This is a genomic window from Cytobacillus luteolus (genome assembly GCF_017873715.1).
Lineage (GTDB): Bacteria > Bacillota > Bacilli > Bacillales > Bacillaceae_L > Bacillus_BV > Bacillus_BV luteola.
The window spans coordinates 96,527-114,497 of the sequence record NZ_JAGGKM010000007.1 but is presented as its reverse complement, the minus strand read 5'-3'; the positions used below and the strand labels follow the sequence as shown (position 1 = coordinate 114,497).

General features: G+C 36.5%; 16 protein-coding genes. 5 read left to right on the top strand and 11 right to left on the bottom strand.

The features are described from left to right. Nucleotides 1-180 precede the first annotated feature (180 nt). From J2Z26_RS18585 to J2Z26_RS18575, 3 genes are read right to left on the bottom strand one after another with little or no spacing between them, the layout of a single operon-like run. Nucleotides 181-1,347 carry a TraB/GumN family protein gene (locus tag J2Z26_RS18585; protein ID WP_193535301.1) on the bottom strand — a complete coding sequence of 389 codons (1,167 nt, stop codon included), beginning with the start codon at nucleotides 1,345-1,347 and terminating at the stop codon, nucleotides 181-183. Between the two features lie 51 nt (nucleotides 1,348-1,398). Beyond that, nucleotides 1,399-1,899 carry a hypothetical protein gene (locus J2Z26_RS18580; protein WP_193535302.1) on the bottom strand — a complete coding sequence of 167 codons (501 nt, stop codon included), beginning with the start codon at nucleotides 1,897-1,899 and terminating at the stop codon, nucleotides 1,399-1,401. Further along, nucleotides 1,889-3,427 (bottom strand): GGDEF domain-containing protein, encoded by a 1,539-nt coding sequence (locus J2Z26_RS18575; RefSeq protein WP_193535303.1) that lies wholly within the window; start codon nucleotides 3,425-3,427, stop codon nucleotides 1,889-1,891. Before J2Z26_RS18575 ends, J2Z26_RS18580 begins: the two co-directional genes overlap by 11 nt. A 305-nt stretch (nucleotides 3,428-3,732) precedes the next feature. On the opposite strand from J2Z26_RS18575, the gene J2Z26_RS18570 reads away from it, so the two are divergent. After that, the gene (locus J2Z26_RS18570) at nucleotides 3,733-4,905 is read left to right on the top strand and encodes an MFS transporter (protein ID WP_193535304.1); all 1,173 of its coding nucleotides are present in this window, start codon (nucleotides 3,733-3,735) and stop codon (nucleotides 4,903-4,905) included. A 47-nt stretch (nucleotides 4,906-4,952) separates the two neighbouring features. Here the strand turns inward: J2Z26_RS18570 and J2Z26_RS18565 are convergent, their stop codons facing one another. From J2Z26_RS18565 to J2Z26_RS18550, 4 genes are all read right to left on the bottom strand, one after another. Next, nucleotides 4,953-5,900 (bottom strand): L-lactate dehydrogenase, encoded by a 948-nt coding sequence (locus J2Z26_RS18565; RefSeq protein ID WP_193535305.1) that lies wholly within the window; start codon nucleotides 5,898-5,900, stop codon nucleotides 4,953-4,955. A gap of 228 nt (nucleotides 5,901-6,128) precedes the next feature. After that, a complete protein-coding gene (locus tag J2Z26_RS18560; RefSeq protein ID WP_193535306.1) occupies nucleotides 6,129-7,178 on the bottom strand; it encodes an LLM class flavin-dependent oxidoreductase in 1,050 nt (349 codons plus the stop codon). Nucleotides 7,179-7,288: 110 nt separating this feature from the next. After that, entirely contained in the window at nucleotides 7,289-7,957 is a 669-nt protein-coding gene (locus J2Z26_RS18555) for a response regulator transcription factor (protein ID WP_193535307.1), read from the bottom strand. 4 nt (nucleotides 7,958-7,961) lie between these two features. Further along, nucleotides 7,962-9,134 (bottom strand): sensor histidine kinase, encoded by a 1,173-nt coding sequence (locus tag J2Z26_RS18550; protein WP_193535308.1) that lies wholly within the window; start codon nucleotides 9,132-9,134, stop codon nucleotides 7,962-7,964. A gap of 208 nt (nucleotides 9,135-9,342) precedes the next feature. Between J2Z26_RS18550 and J2Z26_RS18545 the strand changes: the two genes are divergently transcribed. The 3 genes from J2Z26_RS18545 (at nucleotide 9,343) to J2Z26_RS18535 (ending at nucleotide 12,189) form a co-directional block, all read left to right on the top strand. Beyond that, nucleotides 9,343-10,134: a CPBP family intramembrane glutamic endopeptidase gene (locus J2Z26_RS18545; RefSeq protein WP_193535309.1), complete on the top strand. Its 792-nt coding sequence runs from the start codon at nucleotides 9,343-9,345 to the stop codon at nucleotides 10,132-10,134. A 90-nt stretch (nucleotides 10,135-10,224) separates the two neighbouring features. After that, nucleotides 10,225-10,722 (top strand): hypothetical protein, encoded by a 498-nt coding sequence (locus J2Z26_RS18540; protein ID WP_193535310.1) that lies wholly within the window; start codon nucleotides 10,225-10,227, stop codon nucleotides 10,720-10,722. A 141-nt stretch (nucleotides 10,723-10,863) separates the two neighbouring features. After that, complete coding sequence (locus J2Z26_RS18535) at nucleotides 10,864-12,189, top strand: DUF2254 domain-containing protein (protein ID WP_193535311.1); 1,326 nt, start codon at nucleotides 10,864-10,866, stop codon at nucleotides 12,187-12,189. 73 nt (nucleotides 12,190-12,262) lie between these two features. On the opposite strand, the gene J2Z26_RS18530 is transcribed toward J2Z26_RS18535, so the two are convergent. Together J2Z26_RS18530 and J2Z26_RS18525 are read right to left on the bottom strand one after the other, a co-directional pair. After that, a complete protein-coding gene (locus tag J2Z26_RS18530; RefSeq protein WP_193535312.1) occupies nucleotides 12,263-12,874 on the bottom strand; it encodes a DedA family protein in 612 nt (203 codons plus the stop codon). Between the two features lie 698 nt (nucleotides 12,875-13,572). Continuing rightward, complete coding sequence (locus J2Z26_RS18525) at nucleotides 13,573-14,193, bottom strand: DUF3298 and DUF4163 domain-containing protein (protein ID WP_193535313.1); 621 nt, start codon at nucleotides 14,191-14,193, stop codon at nucleotides 13,573-13,575. 168 nt (nucleotides 14,194-14,361) lie between these two features. Between J2Z26_RS18525 and J2Z26_RS18520 the strand changes: the two genes are divergently transcribed. Next, the gene (locus J2Z26_RS18520) at nucleotides 14,362-15,585 is read left to right on the top strand and encodes an NAD(P)/FAD-dependent oxidoreductase (RefSeq protein WP_193535314.1); all 1,224 of its coding nucleotides are present in this window, start codon (nucleotides 14,362-14,364) and stop codon (nucleotides 15,583-15,585) included. 50 nt (nucleotides 15,586-15,635) lie between these two features. Here the strand turns inward: J2Z26_RS18520 and J2Z26_RS18515 are convergent, their stop codons facing one another. Both J2Z26_RS18515 and J2Z26_RS18510 read right to left on the bottom strand, forming a co-directional pair. After that, nucleotides 15,636-16,820, bottom strand: a complete 1,185-nt coding sequence (locus J2Z26_RS18515) for an aminotransferase-like domain-containing protein (protein WP_193535315.1) — start codon at nucleotides 16,818-16,820, stop codon at nucleotides 15,636-15,638. Nucleotides 16,821-16,957: 137 nt separating this feature from the next. Further along, a complete protein-coding gene (locus J2Z26_RS18510; protein WP_193535393.1) occupies nucleotides 16,958-17,836 on the bottom strand; it encodes a radical SAM/SPASM domain-containing protein in 879 nt (292 codons plus the stop codon). Nucleotides 17,837-17,971: the final 135 nt, after the last annotated feature.

The following is a 17,971-nucleotide window of genomic DNA, read 5'->3' as shown; positions in this document are numbered from 1 at the left end:
GATAGATCTGACTGACATGTTTCAACACCTCCGATTTTTAATACACTTATTTTAATACCTTTTTATAGAAATAGATATATCTTCCAAAAAATTATTTAAGATTTCCTCTATACTAGAAAAAATTTAAAAAAGCCTGACACCCCAACGCGTTAAAGCGCCGAGGGTCAGGCCCCAAATGTTTTATAGGTTCTCAAAAAACAGTCTTATTACGTCTGCTCCACCAATAAATGTACCTAAAGAGCTTCCTAAATTAGCTAATGTAACAATTAACAGAATTCTGGTTACTTTATTGTTCCAAAATCCTTTCAAGCTGAATACATCTTCTGATAATGATTCGAAGTCAGCTACATTTGGTCTTCGGAAATAAGCCTGAACCAATCCTGCAAACCAACCCGCTGCTAGCAAAGGATTTAATGATGTAATTGGTGCAGCTATGAAGGCAGTAAGTATTGCCAACGGATGCCCAAATGCTAGTGCTGCTCCGAGAGCAGAAAATGAGCCGTTCCATAGTACCCAACTAATCGTTTGCTGAACACCTGCAGTTGGGTTCGCAATGAATGTGTACGCGATAATTGCAAGGATAATGGCAGGAATTGACCAACCAATGATTTTTGGCCATTTTGACTTTGGTGGAATTTTCATTAAAGGCTTAAGGTCATGGTCTTCCTTTATAGCCTCTTTAATTCCCGGCACATGAGCTGCCCCTAAGACAGCAACAATTTTCTGTCCAGGTGCCTCTTTAATTTTTTGAGCTAAGTATTGGTCACGTTCATCAATCAGAGGCACCTTTAGCTTAGGAAAGTTTTTTGTAAAGTCACTTAACATCGCATCCAGCATATCTTCAGATTTAAGACGTTCGAGCTCTTCTTCTGTTACACTCTCATTATTGAAGATACTCCCAATCATTGAAAACATGAGCTGTGCTTTTCCCCAAAAGCCTACGTTTGCCCATATTCTAGCAAATGTAATTTGAATATTCCTATCTGCCAATACTAGTTTTGCACCGACATCATTAGCTGACTCAATACCCTGTATCATCTCTTGACCTGGCTTTATACCAAATTGCTTTGCCATACGTTTTTGAAAGGATGAAATCACAAGATTCATTAAAAGCAAAGTTGCTTTCTTTTCCTTGATAACCTTAAATACATCCATTTCTTTCCACTTGTTTCCATCAATAATTGATTGATACCTCTGCTGATCTAACTCGACACATACTGAATCCGGTTGCTCAGCCTCGATGACTTCTTTTACTTGCTCTGCACTTTGCTTTGATACATGGGCTGTCCCAATCAGGATATATTCCTTATCATTTAAATGTATTCTAGTAATGTTTTCTTCTGACATTAGGTTACCTTCCTTTTTAACAATGTCTTCTACTACTTTTATTTAGTATAACTAAATTACAGTTCTCTGGCTAACCTGAATTTGTTTATAAACCTCATCCTTTATTTCACTTAAAGTAGAGAGATGAGTTAATTTATAGGTACTAATCTTACGATAGTCCGAATCTGTTATTTTTCCTTGCTCAAGTATTTGATCAAGGGAGGGCAAACGGAAAGCTTTAATAGGCAAATAGGCTAGCATTCTTTTTTCAATAGGAGTCTTTATAAAGATTTTTACACCATGCAACTCCGGAAAAATATAGGATTGATAGTCGTATTCGATTGATATATTGTCTTTATTTGCATCCGTTATCAAAGGCGAACTACTGGGTAAAGATACCAAGTATACCATCTGTTCAAATGAATAATCCAAATGGATAATATCTAATCCTACCTTTTTGACCACTTTTTGCGTGTAGCGCTTCAGTTCAATCATGTAAAACAGCCTACTTGTAATCACGATTGTAGCAAGAAAAATAAATGAGGCAATCAGCAGGACAAACTCAGTCTTCACTCTTCGCACCTTCTCCCATGACAACTTTGTTTTTTCCGGTTTCCTTTGCCCTGTAAAGTGCTTTGTCAGCTTCATCTACTAGATAGTGTGGATTCGAAGACTTAACACTCATTGTCGAGGAAACCCCAAGACTTATCGTTAAACGTCCATTTGGTTGCTTTTCCCCATTCGGAAACGCAGTACTTTCTACATTCTTACGTAGTTGTTCTGCTATTAGCCTGGCCTCATCTTGATAAGTAGCAGGAAGCAATACAACGAATTCTTCCCCACCAAAACGGAATGCCAAATCTCGTGGTCTAATTGTCTCGTTGATCACTTCAGCTAGCTGCATTAATACTTCGTTCCCTAGTAAGTGTCCATTTTTATCATTAAAATGTTTAAAAAAATCAATGTCTAGAATAATAAGGGAAAGTACGTTGTTTTCATCCTTCTCTTCCGTTGGATAATTTTCAACTAACTGTAATTGAAAAGCACGTTGATTATAAAGACCGGTTAATCCGTCCCTTAATGCCATCTCTTCAACTTTTCTATATAGATGAGATTGCTCTATAGCAACTGCAGCCTGATTCGCAAGGGGAATGACACTGTCTATTCCATCAGGTGTAATTGGCCTCTTATTCACTGGGTTATCTATAATTAGGACACCAACCTTTTTCCCTTGAGTTATTAATGGAAACACAGCTAATTCACTCATGCTAAATACGCGAATAAAATTTACGAGTATCTCATCACTCTCATCTATCTTTTTTATATGAAGTGGAAGTCCGGTCTCTAGCGTTCTATTTAGAAAATTTGGCTCGTCCAATGCGATTTCAAGCCTCTTAACTCTTTCATTAAGTAATTGATCTGTTTCTTGTTCCTTTTCTTTTATTTCTATTAAATCATTCAGTTTATACTTATGTTTCGTGAGGTTCTCCCAAGTAGCATAACCTTCTGCTGCCGACATAGGTCCTGTCCCCATGATCCCTTTAAGCATGTTTCCTTCATCATTCATTAACAAAATCATCGCTCTATTAAATCCCAGTCCATAGCCTGCCGTCACAGAGGTTAGGATCATTTGCAATAACTTTTGTAATTGGCGAGTTTGTTGCATTGAAAAGCTTACTTCACGAAAAACGTTCAGTTGTTTTGAGTTAACGATTAGCTTTTGTAGATAATCATTTCTTTCTTTTTTAAAATTCTCGATGACAATAAGGACAAAATAAAAACATATAGCAAATAGAAGATAGCTCATCAGCATTAAAAGGTTACTATGACCTGATTGAACGATAGTAATCAACCATGATATACCTACACTTACTAGTCCACCTATTCTCTTAAAGCATAAAACAGATATACCGATAAACATTAGGAGAAGCCAACCTGTATGTAATGAACCGTATAGCAGAGTATCTAGTAGTACAATGAGGAGACTAGAAAATAGAAGAATCCATTTATTAATAAAAGTACTTACTTTAAATCTTAGAAAATTAATGAATATTGTTAGAACAAATATGTAAAGAAATAGCTGGATATCTAGCGTATTCATTTGAATTCTCCTCTACATGTTTATACCTTATTTTATCATAAAGCCTAACTCCATTCCTTTTTATAGTCGTTTGTGTTGATACAAATAATGAACTTTATAGAATTAGGATTATTTGAACTAAGGATTCTTTCTCCTATTTACTCATCGTTATTGCAAAGGACCTACTATTTCTTATATGATGATAATTAGCAATCTTATCTTTTTACATAGTAAAGGTGTATAATTATAGAAATCAAAATGTATTAATTGCTTAACAATTTGTATCGAATTCATTCAACTATTGGCACACTGGAGTGAACTTAATTTTGGAATCTAAAAAATCATTGCCCATCCTGTTTGCGGTTATGTTTCTTGTCATGGTTGGGTTTGGCATTATCATACCTGTTATTCCCTTTTACGCTGAGGAGTTAGGCGCATCACCTACACAACTAGGATTACTAATGGCTGTTTATTCATTAATGCAGCTCCTTTTCGCTCCAATGTGGGGACGAATTTCAGATCGAATCGGTAGAAAGCCGGTTATGATGCTTGGCATTCTTGGGCTTTCATTATCGTTTTTCTTAATGGCACTGGCTACTGAACTTTGGATGCTCTTTGCAGCAAGAATCATTGGAGGATTTCTGTCAGCTGCGAATATGCCAACGGTTACAGCCTACGTTGCGGATATCACCTCTGAGGAAGACCGTGGTAAAGGCATGGGGATCATTGGTGCATCAATTGGCTTAGGGTTTATTTTTGGTCCTGCTATAGGTGGCGTTTTTTCAGAAGGCAGCTTAAATGTACCATTCTATCTTGCAGGTGCTTCTTCACTTCTAACGTTCTTTTTAATTCTATTTGTTTTAAAAGAGTCATTATCACCAGAGCAACGGTCAAATCAAGCTAAGGAAAGAACACCACTTCGTAAAGCAATCAATGGACCTGTTTCCATTTTATATTTTTTACAGTTATTTGTATCTTTATCGTTATCAGGACTTGAGGCTACTTTTGCCTACTTTGCTTATGAAAAGGCAGGTCTAGGTACGGTTGAATTAGGATATATCTTCATGATTATGGGACTGGCTGGTGCACTTGTTCAAGGTGGATTAGTAGGTAGATTAACGAAGAAGTACGGTGAAGGTATTGTAATCCAAATTGGGATAGTGATCTCAACAATCGGATTTGCTCTTATCTTATTTATTGATAGTTTTGCAACCGCCGCCATCTTCTTAACTGTTTTTGGAATTGGGAATGGATTTATTCGTCCAAGTGTTTCCGCCTTGATAACGAAAAAGTCAACCTCAGGCCATGGAAGCACAACTGGACTGCTCTCATCCTTTGATTCGCTTGGAAGAATTGTTGGACCACCACTAGGAGGACTGCTCTTCTCCGTAGCGATTGGCTTACCTTATATTTCAGGAATGCTCTTATCCATTCTTGCTTTGTTCTTGTTCAAGCTTTATTCTACACAAACCAAAAAGTCGATATCGAGTTTATCTTAAAGAAGAAACATCCCTTACAAATAGGGATGTTTTTTTAAAATCTTTATTCAGACAATTGAACTCATTGTTTCTCTTAAAACAGTGGCAGAATGTGCAAATTGTTTCATTTCTGTTTCGTCGAGGTCAATTTCAACAATCTCGCGTATTCCCGAACGATTAATGACTGTTGGTACACCTATATATACATCTCTTTGACCATATTGCCCATCTAAGTAGGTTGACACCGTAAGGATACTATTTTCATTATTGAGAATCGCTTTCGTAATTCTCACCAATGACATTCCTATCCCGTAATACGTTGCTCCCTTACGCTCTATAATATGGTACGCTGCATCGCGGACATTTTTGAAAATTTCATCGAGATGTTCTTTTTTAACATCACTTCTCTTCTCTATTATTGTTGTAAGTTGTTCAATTCCAATACTAGCATGACTCCATACCGGTAGCTCTGTATCACCATGTTCACCAATAATAGCAGCATGCACATTTCTTGTATCTACATTGAAATATTGCCCAAGGGAAAAACGCAGTCGTGCTGTATCTAATACCGTTCCTGATCCGATAACTTTAGAGGTTGGTAGACCCGACTCTTTCCAGGTCACATAAGCTAGAATATCAACAGGATTAGTTGCCACCAGAAAAATACCATCAAAGCCATTTTCCATTACACTTTTTACAATTTGCTTAAAGATTCTAGTATTCTTTTCTAATAATTGCAACCTGGTTTCTCCTGGTTTTTGCGCCAATCCAGCAGTTATAACCACTAAATCAGCATGATTACAATCCTTGTAGGTTCCGCTCCAAACTTTTATCGATGCAGGAGCAAAAGGCAACCCATGATTTAGGTCCATTGCCTCGCCCTCAGCTTTTAATTCATTCACATCTATCAAGACTAATTCTTCAACCACTCCCTGGTTCACTAGAGAATAAGCATAGCTACAGCCTACTGCACCAGTTCCCACTACAACAACACGGTTCACCTTTTCTTTAACCATTGGTTTAGCTCCTTTTAAAATAATCTTATGTATAGTACACAACTTTATCATTGCCCCTTATGAGTATTCACAACGTAGGATTATTTTATAGCAGATACTTACTTAATATGATGTTAGCTACTGATTACATTCCTTATTAAAAAAGTAAAATTCTGCAAATAAAAACAAAGACATGATGCAGACATAAGCATCAGTCTTTGTTTTTTCATTTAAGCTATTTCCTATTGTTTACTGCTCAGCTTCCCATTTTGAAATTTCTTCTCGAACTTTAGGTGCTACTTCTGTACCTAGCAGTTCAATTGCTTTCATTACATCTTCATGTGGCATAGAACCAACTGGTACATGTAACATGAAACGAGTAACTCCTACATTTTTTCGAAGGTAAATGATTTTTTCTGCTACTGTATCTGCATCTCCTACATAAAGTGCTCCTTCAAAGCTTCTTGCTGTATCAAAACTTGTACGGTCATAATGACCCCAACCACGTTCTTTCCCTAATTTATTCATCACTTGTTGTGTTGATGGGAAAAACTTATCAGCAGCCATTTGAGTATCTTCTGCTAAAAACCCGTGTGAATGTGATGCAACTGAAAGCTTCGAAACATCATGTCCCGCTTGTTCAGCAGCTTTTTTATATAGCTCTACAAGAGGGGCAAATTGTACAGGCCTTCCTCCTATGATGGCTAAAACCAAAGGTAAACCTAGTAAACCAGCACGAATGACAGATTGTGTATTCCCCCCACTACCTATCCAGATTGGTAAAGGGTCCTGGACCGGACGAGGATACACTCCTAGGTTATTTATTGCTGGTCGATGCCTTCCACTCCATGTTACTTTTTCTGATTTTTGTAGTTCTAGCAATAACTCTAACTTTTCATCAAATAACTCATCATAATCTCTTAAGTCATATCCGAACAATGGAAACGATTCGATAAACGAACCTCTTCCAGCCATGATTTCTGCACGTCCATTTGAAATTCCATCAAGTGTAGCAAAGTCCTGGAATACTCGTACTGGATCTGCTGATGAAAGAACTGTTACTGCACTTGTAAGCCTTATCTTTGCCGTCTGGGATGCGGCAGCTGCTAGAACAACAGCTGGAGAAGATGCTGCAAAATCCTCTCTGTGGTGTTCCCCTACCCCAAAAACATCTAATCCTACTTTGTCGGCAAGAACAATTTCCTCAACGACCTCTCTAATGCGTTGTGCATGACTTACAACTTCACCGGTTTGTACATCTGGTGTAGTTTCAACAAATGTACTGATACCTATTTCCATAGACCTTTCTACCTCCTACGCTTTTAAAAAACGGTATGTAATAATGTCTATTTTGAGGCTTGCGTTTGGTAAATTCAAGTTTCATGCCCTTTCTATCATTTGATGTAATTCTAGGATTCTATCAATTTTTCCTCACGGGCTTTCAATACAGCATGTAGGCGATCTTGCACTTCTAGCTTTGAATATATTGTAGAAATATAGTTTTTAACTGTTCCCTCTGCTAAAAAAAGCTCACGCGCAATCTCTCGGTTATCCTTTCCATAAGCAAGTAAACGAAGTACGTCCATTTCCCTTTCTGTTAAACCAAAACGCGGTTTAGTTTCATTTTCCTTCTTAGCAGCATTAGTAGATAATGGTTCCTTCATTGTCCATTCAGCGATCATAACCTTAGCAATTTCTTGTGGTATGAGTGTCTCTCCTTTGTGGACGAGACGAATACTCGAAGCCAAATCTTCCGGTTGCATCGCCTTTAATAGATAGCCAACAGCTCCCGCCTTCAAAGCTTCCCTAACATGCTCCATATCATGGAAGGTAGTAAGCATCACCACTCTGGTTTCAGGAAAATGGGTAGTAATATTCATAGTTGCTTCAATACCGTCCATTTCCGGCATATGAATATCCATTAACACAACATCCGGCTTGTGTTGTTTACATAATTGAACTGCCTCAACTCCATTTGATGCAAGCCCGACCACTTCAATATCAGATTCTCCTCGTAAAACAATACGTAAACTACCTCGAATTAACTCCTGATCATCTGCAATAAGTATCTTTATCATCCATTTATCCTGCCTTCCTTTTTTTAAGCGGTAGTTGGCAAATAATCTTGGTGCCGCCATTTTTACTAGATTCTATTTCTAATTCACCTTGATATGATTCAACTCGTTCGCGCATTGCCGTCAGGCCAAATCCAAACTCAATATGATCCATTCCCTTGCCATTATCCTCAATCACCAAAAGCAAGTAATCCCGTTCAATAGTAAAGTGAATACTTATGTAACTTGCTCCTCCATGGCGCTTCGCATTTGTTAAGGATTCTTGTAAACATCGAATGAGTGCTAGGGATATGGGCAGTGATACTGTCATATCGTTCCCAAGGATCTCAAAATCTATCTTTGTTCCAGAGTTTACAGCAAACTCTCTTGCAATCTCCTTAAGTTGGTTAGACAATGTTTCCCCTTCATCAGGTGGAGCAATATGATGAATTTGATGTCTAATTTCTTCGAGACCTTTTCTACTTACCTTACGCAGCTGATTTATATTAGCAATTGCTTCCTCTGGTTCTTCCTTAATTAAGTAGGTAACAGCATCAAGACCCATGATAACTGATGTTAATGTATGACCAACTGTATCATGCAGCTCTCGAGATAAGCGGTTACGTTCTTCAAGGAGAGTAATGACTTCAACTTGCTTTGCATATTGTTCAAGAACTTGGCGCTGTTGTTCATTCTCCGTAAGAAGTTGTTGCATTTTCCACTGAGTGTCAAGGACCTTCCAAATAATGTAGCCTAATCCGAAGAAAAGAAAGCCTTCAATAAGGGATATATTAAAAGATGAGAGAGGTAGAACCATTGCCATAGCTATTACAGGGATGATTGAAAACCAAATCCATAAAGGAATACGAAGTCTTGCTGAATGAATATTGGCAGCAGCACACATAGCAGGTATGGCAAGATAGGAAAAATAGAAGTCCAGCGTAAAAGAACTATAAAGAAAGAATATTCCACTTGCAACAAGTTCTACTACCGGGTACACCCATGTTTTTGTTCCCGCTGTTTTCATCCATATTACTTGAGGTATTCCACCAGCAACTAAACAAAATAGTAAAATCGTATAGAGTCCAGTATCGCGGACTTCAGATTCATATCCTAGTAGTATCAAATGAATGATTACCCATATAGCTCTTACATAAAACAATGCACGGTAAGCACCATGATCATTAAGGATATTTTTCATACCTTCACTCCTTCTCAAACGTTCAAATCGATTATTTAGTTTTATCTTACTAGATGAAAATAATGGTGCATAGCCTTTTTAGTCATGGTCTAGTCATATATGACTTTTTTAAAAAGACCTGACTGTGAGCACTTGGTCGCGTGACCAATAATTTTGCATAATAAGGGTGTAGATTACGAAATGATTCTAAAGGAGTATTGATCATATAATGAAAAAGATACAAACCTATTTAAAAAATCACCCTTTTATTTTTGCTATCGTTGCTTTAGTGATGAGTCGGATTGCAGGTGGAGCAACAATTACACTTGTTCAGCTAGTAAAACCTGATTATACTGTACAAGATGAATTAGGCTGGCTCTTAATGGTTGTGTATGCAAGTGTCGTTGTAAGCTTAGTCTATTGGACCGATACAGCGGCTGAAGTAGGACTTAAACCAACAAAGACATCTAAAGAATGGCTATTGTGTCTCCCTCTATTATCGATTCCTTTATTTATTTTGGTTAACAATGGCGTGTATTCTTGGGGAACAGCTCAGAACCTTGTACTATTTATTGCAGCAATTGGTGTTTCTGTAAATGAAGAGGTTTTATTTAGAGGGATTTTATTAAGAGGCTTCATGAAGTGGGGTCCATGGATTGCAATTTTTGTTCCAAGTGCACTATTTGCACTCTTACATTCTACCAATATCTTTGTAGGAGGAGATCCTACCTTTGCTATTTTTCAAACAATATGGACATTCGTAGCAGGCGTTATGTTATCCGCCCTGAGATTACGTACAAATAGCTTATACCCTGTCATCGTCCTTCATATTCTAATAGATGGAGTTGAATACTTTTCAACAGGTGAGTACGGAGTCCATCCAGAGGCAATGCCTACATTAACGCTTCTACTGTTTGCTGTGTTAATGTTTATTCTAGCGATATATACTGTGATTCTATTTTATAGAAGTACAATAAAACAAAATTCATACATTAATTTAAAAGATGAGCGCACTCTTTAAGAGGCGTTCGTTTTTTTATGTCACCCCTATAGGCTATTTAACATAAATTAATATGAAGTTCATCATTAAATACAACTGGAGGCTACATGAATGGTAAACTTTTTTTCTTTTCAAGGAACTGTCACCATGATTAGTGATTTTTTTATCGATCAAAATGGCGAAAGCGAAGGATGTTATAAAATAATTACTGCTGAAAACAGTTCAAGAACCGTTGTTAATTTTGTTGTTTCACCAACCACTTACTTTGTAGATCAAGCAATGGTTAGAGTTGGTGATATTATTACCGGGTATTATGATGGGAATGCCCCTGTCCCCCTTATCTATCCCCCACAATATCGTGCTCTTGTAGTGGTAAAAGAGGTCCCATTTCAAAATGTAAAGGTAGGTTACTTTAATGGGAATTTAGAAAGTATGGATGGACAGCTGAAATTAATTCCTTCACCCTTTACACAACTATTATTGACAAATGGGCAAGACTTTACTGGAACGGTAGCAAATCGAAACTTAATTGTTATCTACGGTCCTTCCACTAAAAGTATACCTGCCCAAACTACGCCTTATAAAATCATTGTTTGGTGCTCACTATAGCAAATCTTTATTTATACCTGCCCATATGAGAGACTCTCCAAAAATCAAGTTAATCTATGCAATTGTATAAAACTCCTAGTCAGGTGTAAAAAATATACAAAGGATTTTATTGGATTTAGTAGGAAGTGAGTGTGTTAACTTATGGGCTTTTCGAATTTATTCATTCGTATCAGACAACGTTTTTGGTACCTCCCATCTTTATATGGGCTTATAGCAGCTTTTCTTGCAGTTTTTAGCATGGAAATTAATACATATATAGTAAATACAGAAGTATTAGTCACTTTTTTACCGGCCTTTCTATTAACAGATATCAATCTAGCACAAACCATCCTAAGTTCCATATCTGCCTCTCTACTTACAATGACAACAATAACATTCTCAACAATTCTTGTTGTATTAACAACGTATCTTTCACAATTCTCTCCTAGAACACTACAAAATTTTATTACGGACCATAGTACTCAACGTGTTCTAGGTATTTTCGTAGGAGGATTTATTTACTCCATTCTTTTACTCTTGCTTTTAAGAGAAACAGATACGACTACAACTTTTATCGTTCCTGCCATTGCTATTTTCATTTCTATTGTTTGCTTACTTGTCTTTGTATTCTTTATTCATCATGTTACTGGCTGGATCCAGGTAAGTAATTTAATTCATACGATTACCCTTGAGACAATTGACAAAATTAATAAAGACTTAAAGGACGTAAAGGATGTACAAGAAGATCCGCCATGGGAAGATTGGGAAAGTGAAGAAATTAAACATATCCCTCCAAAACATTTCAGCTTAAACGGTTCAGGATATATTCAATACATAGATATTGAAGGCTTGGTTAAACAAGCCACAAAGGAAGATTGTATTATTAGAATTGAGAAAGAAGTAAATGATTATGTTGACGAAGATACTCCATTATTATCATTATGGTTTCTTTCCACTCATCAGGTGAGAGGAAATTATGATAAGTATTTCATTATTGGTTCAGAACAAGCCGCTGTTAATGATATAGAATTTGGGCTTACAAAGATTGTTGAAATTGGACTTCGTGCTTTATCACCAGGCATTAATGATCCAAATACTGCGATTAATTGTATCGATAATTTAGGAAAGATACTAACTAAACTAGGAAGTAAGCATCTACCCAAGTCATACCATAATGATGATAACCGAAATCTCAGAGTGATTTACAAGAAACCTGATTTCTCTGATTACCTGTATAAATGCTTTTTTCAAATTCGCCAATATGGATTCTCTGATATCTCTGTATTAACTGCAGGGATAAAAGCACTTACCTTGATTGCAGAAAGCAATTCCAAGCCTATAAAGGAATTAGTATGGGAATTTTCGGAGTATATTATTGAGGGCATTGATAAAAATATACTTCTATCTTTAGATAGGCGATATATAAATGAGCAATTAGAAGCACTCGCTAAGGCAACTGGTCATAAGAGTGACTATAAAGCAATTTAAAGGGGTTGTCCCTGAAAGTGTTAAGGAAGTGCAGAGACTTAATAACTGTTCTCCACTTCCCTCCTATAGGGAGCTATCCAACTAAATAGTTTTCGGTTTTCTTTCGTACTTTCTTTACATATATCTTCCATACTGTATATATAATTGTCAGAATTACAAAACCTAATAGCAATCTTGATTGATACTCAGTAACAAAAGCAATTACTGTTTCAATATCTCCCTGATAAAAACGTCCAATGCTTAATAGTAAAAAGGTTGAAGGAGCAATTCCAACGATTGTTAGTAATGTATAAATGGAAAGCTTCATGTTTGACATACCAGCTAAAAATGGAATTATGTTCCCTAAATGTAGAGGACTTGAAATGGCTACACTCCATATACCGTGTTTAGTAAATGATACCTTTGCTTTTTCTAATTTTTCTCTTTTGGACTGGCTTAATCTTTTCTCAACTGACTTTCCAAACTTTAAGCCGATATAATAGGGTATAAAGCTTCCTAGTACGTATAGTAAACTCCCTAACAGTGAAACCCAAACGAGTTCAAACCATGATAAATCCATAATAAAGCCTACCGTTATAATTAAAAACGTACCAAAAAAGGGCAAAGCACTACCTTCGATAAACAATGAAAGAAGGATGCCCCATATTCCCCAATCCTCTATAACAGCTAAGATCATCTCTGTCATTACACTCAACTCCACCTAAATTACTCTATAGTAGTAGTTTAAAGTAGGAATGCATTTTTCAGTAGACACTAGAGGTGTAATTTCGTATACGCCTTGAGGAGTATATAAATGAGTAAAAATATCATAAGGCACACCTCACGATTCAGGCATAATCGGGATTTGCCCAACTGACGAAAGTTGATGATTCATTCCATTTGGATACATTCTGTTCATTTCTCGTCCCTCCAAGAAGATAAATAAACACATTTTCAATTTATGAAAAGTACATCTTGGCTCATTCCGAAAACTTCAAAGTACGTACATCATTTTATGAACCCTCTAAAGTGGAAAATGGCCATTCCGAGGTCATATAAATCACTTTATGAACCCTTATATGCGGAGAATCACCTTCCCGCGGTCACATAAATCCTTTTATCAACCCTCATTAGTGGAGAATCGCAATATCTGAGGTCACATAAATCACTTTATGAACCCTCATATGAGGAAAATCGACTTTCCGAGGTCACATAAATCATTTTATCAACCCCCAAAAGTGGAAAATCGACTTTCCGAGGTCACATAAATCATTTTATCAACCCCCAAAAGTGAAAAATCGACTTTCCGAGGTCACATAAATCAATTTATCAACCCTCTAAAACGGAAAATTGACCTTCCGAGGTCACATAAATCTTCTTATGAACCCTCACCCATACGAATATTTAATTATTTACTGCCATACGTCCCAATGGACCATCCTCATTAATTAAATCTGCAATATCATACACCGAAATTGGAAACATCGGAAAACCAAAAACATATGGTGTGATTTCATATAACTGAAAATAAATCACAAGCGTTTTATCAGCAATATAAAAGTCTTGGTCTGGCCGAATAGTACTAAATCCATCCAACGTTTGAATATCTCGCTCTTTTATTTGAATTTTAATTAACTCTGAAAGCCTCTTACTATAATTGCTTCCAGGTTTGAACAGATCCTGTAGCTTACAGAGCTTCCCCCTTTTCAAATCATAAGTTAAGGATTTTATATAAGTCATTCCATGAGCAGCTTTTGAATGATACGTATAGTTCGAAAGTGATAAGCTTAGCACTTCTCTTTGATTATTTTTAATTTCATAAGAGCCTAGCATTTCTTCAACTGTTGTTGGCATATTGCCTACCTGTTCATCTATCAGTTGTTGGGTTTGAGCCACTATCGTTCGATTAATGAACATTTCTAGACTATGGTTTGTCATCCCATAAACCTGCGGATAATACACTACTTTTTTCTGTCCGCTACTTACTTTAGCCGTCTTAATACATACTGGAAATGAAATAGCCATCGTTAATCGCCCTCATATCGTTTTTACTGCAGTGTATTCCTCTATAGGCTGTAGTGACATAATTATTTGTACTAAATCAATTTTTACATCTAGGACAAGTAGAAACCCATTGCATGGGAAATAATACGATTAAAATCATACATATTCTTTTATACGTAGGAGGAAATAATGAACTTACAATCTGGAAAATATTATTGGCCAACTACTCTTCCTAATCCACCTGAATATCCTCCACTTAGTGCTGATCTTAATTGTGATGTACTTATCATCGGTGGAGGAAGCTCTGCTGCACAATCTGCTTATTATTTAGCTGATTCAGGCTTAAATGTGGTGGTTATTGAAAAGAACAAAATTGGCAGTGGAAGTACTAGTGCAAATACTGCACTCATTCAATATTCAGGGGAAAGACTGTTTATTAACTTAGTTAATGCATTTGGTAAGGAGTATATAAGTCGGTATTTGCAACTACTAAAAGAAGCGATCGATGAGATGGAAGCAGCGACTCTGAAGGCAGAAATGGATAGTGAGTTTTGCAGAAGGGATACGCTTTACTTTGCTAGTTGTAAGGAAGATATCCAGAAATTAAAAGAAGAGTATATGTTACTAAAGGAGCATAACTTTGATTTAACTTTCCTAGAAAAGAATGAGATAGAAAATAGATATCCATTTAGTAGAGATGCTGCTATTTATTCCTATAATGATGGAGAAATTAATCCCTTTAAGTATACACATGCATTGGTAGATTATGTTTCAAATAAAGGTATACGTGTATATGAGCATACAGAAATGAATGGACACCACTATGATACTGAGTTAGACCAGATGATCATTTCAACAACCTCAGGTTATACTATCCGTGCTCGTAAGGTTATTTTTGCAGCAGGTTATGAAGGCATTGATATAAAAAATGAAAAAAAGGTCTCATTTGTCAGTACATATAATGTTACCACTACCCCCGTTAAAGACTTCTCAACTTGGTATAAACGAACGCTTATCTGGGAGACAGCTCGGCCCTATATTTATATGAGAACCACTGCTGATGATCGAATTATCATTGGAGGCTTAGATGAAAATACTATCTATCCAGAAGATCGAGATAGTAAGCTTATGCACAAAAAGGACAAGTTAATCGAAGAGTTTAACAAGATGTTTCCTACTATAAAGGTAGAGCCAGAATTTTACTTAACTGGTTTCTATGGTGGAACAGCAGATGGATTACCCATTATCGGTATTTATGATGAGTATCCTAATAGCTATTTTCTTTTTGGATTCGGTGACAATGGAACGGTATATAGTCAAATGTTAGCAAAGATCATTGCACAAGATATTGTCGAGGGAAAGAGTCAAGATATGGAGTTGTTTTTGCAAGATAGGCCTTTGCTAAATAAATAATTAATATGCAAAAAGCCATAACTCACGAGGACCATTATCATCCTCGTGGATTATGGCTTTATAATCTTTCCGAGCAATTTTATTCCCTTTCGGATCTCATTTTCGTCGGCATAGCTAAAAGAAAGACGAAGATATTCAGTTCCTACATGTGGATCATAGAAAAAATACTTACCAGGAACATAAGCAACTCCTTTAGACAGAGCCTGTTTTAATAGCACTTCTGTGTCTACTCCTTGGACTTTAACCCAAACGAAGTAGCCTCCTGCAGGTATATACCAAGAAGCACTTTCCGGAAAATACTTCTCTAGTGCAGATATCATTACTTTACATTTCTCCCCATACACCTCCCTTAAAGAAGTAAGTCGTTTATCAAAATCTTCTCTTTCTATAAAATTTGCCATCGTTGCCTGAGCAAAAGGATGATCTAAATCTTTCTTAAACCAAGCCAAAGCACTTATCAATTCACTTGGTCCCGCTACCCAGCCTATTCGCATTCCTGGAGCAACTACCTTTGATAATGAACCCACATGAATCACAAGGTTATTCTTATCCAACGACATTAGGGGAACTGGAGGCTTGTGAAAATTTAACTCCCCGTAAGCATCATCCTCCACAATGAAAAAATTATATTTAGTAGCAAGCTCTAAAACGTGTTGCCGACGATCCATGCTCATCGTCGTTCCAGTAGGATTATGAAAAGTTGGAATGGTATATAACAACTTCGGAATGGTAAGTCCATTTTCTCTTCTTTCTTGTAATACTTCTTCTAGTCTATCTGTTTGTAAGCCATGGTGATCTACTGGTATGGATATAAATTGACTTGTATAGTTTTTAAAAATCTCTAATGCTTCCATATACGTTGGTGATTCTATCGCTACAACTGTCTCTTCGTCAATGAATATACGGGCAATCAAATCTATTGCCTGACAAGCACCTGATGTTATTAAAAGCTCATCACTTTTTATATAGATATCACGTTCATTTAATCTTGTTTGGATCTGTTCTTTCAATCTAGATATTTGTGGACTTCCAATATAATGAAGTGGTAAGTCCTTCTCCTCATCAATGAGTCTATTTACTGCTGCCTTTATCCCCTCACTAGGAACAAGAGTAGGTGCGGGATATCCAGAATTGAGACGTATACACTCTTCTGGAATGGTAGACATCCATTCGCCAGGTGGACTATTTACTAATGCATTTTTAATGTTTTTTGAAAAAGATGAATTATTACTCACTACTACAACCCTCCCTTTCGAGACAGATTAAAAGAAGCGTCTATCCACTAGACCCTTCTTTTAAAAGTATATTATGATTTCTTTATATCATTACAGGCTATTTAATCCCTATATGCTAAAGTGCAATTCTTAAGCACTTATTTACCAAACCTTTTGCGGTATCCACATTTACGACAAAGTTCCTCCACTGCTTCTCTTCTAGAGAACCCATCAACTATATTTTTTGCTCGTTCACCTTCAATAATTTCAGAAAAAGTGGAATTGTTGATGTTACCAAGATTGATAATTCCTTCACCATCTAAACAACAAGGAATAACGGTCCCATTGGCCAAAATCCCTGCTTGATTACGAAGACCATGACAAAATCCTTTTCCGTCATCCTCTTCTTCATGAAGTGCAGGCCACTTAAATTCATAATCTTGATTAATGAAAATACGCTCTGCTAGTTTTACGCCACTACCTGGGGTAACCTTTTCTTCAATCCTGTAATCTAGATCAAATTCTTTTTCTATAATCTCTAGAACCTCTCGATTTCGTTGCTTTTCAAGATTCGTCATATTATCTTGAGTAAGATTCCAAAGTCTTAATGAAACAATCAATTCTGATTGACTTGTTGCTTCTTTTATAAATGAAAGGACACTTCCAACATATCCTTCCCTATCTACGGAACCAGCATGGCCATCAAAGCTATGCAACGAAAAATTCATTTGTCTTAGGGCAGGTTTATTTAGTAGCTTATGCTTATTTTTATTAATTAACGTTCCATTGGTTGTAATATTAACCTTAAACCCTTTCTCATGGGCTAAGTCTAGTAATTGATCTATTTTAGGATGAAGCAGTGGCTCACCTTTTACATGCAAATATATAAAATCTGTATGAGGTTTAATTTGATCTAATCTCTTCGAAAAATCATCCACTGAAATGAATTGTTTTTGACGTTCAGTGGGTGGACAGAAACTACAAGCTAAATTACAAACACTCGTAATTTCAAGGTAAAACTTCTTAAACTTTTTCAACTCAACTTCCCCTTCTTTCACTACCTTAAGCAGATGAATTAATCTACTCACTATTAGACCATAATTCTTCCTAAAAGGATATATGCTTATTCAAGGAAATACATAGAGTTAAGGTTTCTACCAGAGTTTATCTCT

What these genes read in the sequence shown, in the direction of transcription:
- J2Z26_RS18545 (WP_193535309.1), top strand. Translation starts at nt 9,343, where the DNA reads ATGAAAAAGATACAAACCTATTTAAAAAATCACCCTTTTATTTTTGCT.
- J2Z26_RS18565 (WP_193535305.1), bottom strand. Translation starts at nt 5,900, where the DNA reads ATGGTTAAAGAAAAGGTGAACCGTGTTGTTGTAGTGGGAACTGGTGCA.
- J2Z26_RS18560 (WP_193535306.1), bottom strand. Translation starts at nt 7,178, where the DNA reads ATGGAAATAGGTATCAGTACATTTGTTGAAACTACACCAGATGTACAA.
- J2Z26_RS18530 (WP_193535312.1), bottom strand. Translation starts at nt 12,874, where the DNA reads ATGACAGAGATGATCTTAGCTGTTATAGAGGATTGGGGAATATGGGGC.
- J2Z26_RS18540 (WP_193535310.1), top strand. Translation starts at nt 10,225, where the DNA reads ATGGTAAACTTTTTTTCTTTTCAAGGAACTGTCACCATGATTAGTGAT.
- J2Z26_RS18585 (WP_193535301.1), bottom strand. Translation starts at nt 1,347, where the DNA reads ATGTCAGAAGAAAACATTACTAGAATACATTTAAATGATAAGGAATAT.
- J2Z26_RS18525 (WP_193535313.1), bottom strand. Translation starts at nt 14,193, where the DNA reads ATGGCTATTTCATTTCCAGTATGTATTAAGACGGCTAAAGTAAGTAGC.
- J2Z26_RS18550 (WP_193535308.1), bottom strand. Translation starts at nt 9,134, where the DNA reads ATGAAAAATATCCTTAATGATCATGGTGCTTACCGTGCATTGTTTTAT.
- J2Z26_RS18575 (WP_193535303.1), bottom strand. Translation starts at nt 3,427, where the DNA reads ATGAATACGCTAGATATCCAGCTATTTCTTTACATATTTGTTCTAACA.
- J2Z26_RS18535 (WP_193535311.1), top strand. Translation starts at nt 10,864, where the DNA reads ATGGGCTTTTCGAATTTATTCATTCGTATCAGACAACGTTTTTGGTAC.
- J2Z26_RS18555 (WP_193535307.1), bottom strand. Translation starts at nt 7,957, where the DNA reads ATGATAAAGATACTTATTGCAGATGATCAGGAGTTAATTCGAGGTAGT.
- J2Z26_RS18520 (WP_193535314.1), top strand. Translation starts at nt 14,362, where the DNA reads ATGAACTTACAATCTGGAAAATATTATTGGCCAACTACTCTTCCTAAT.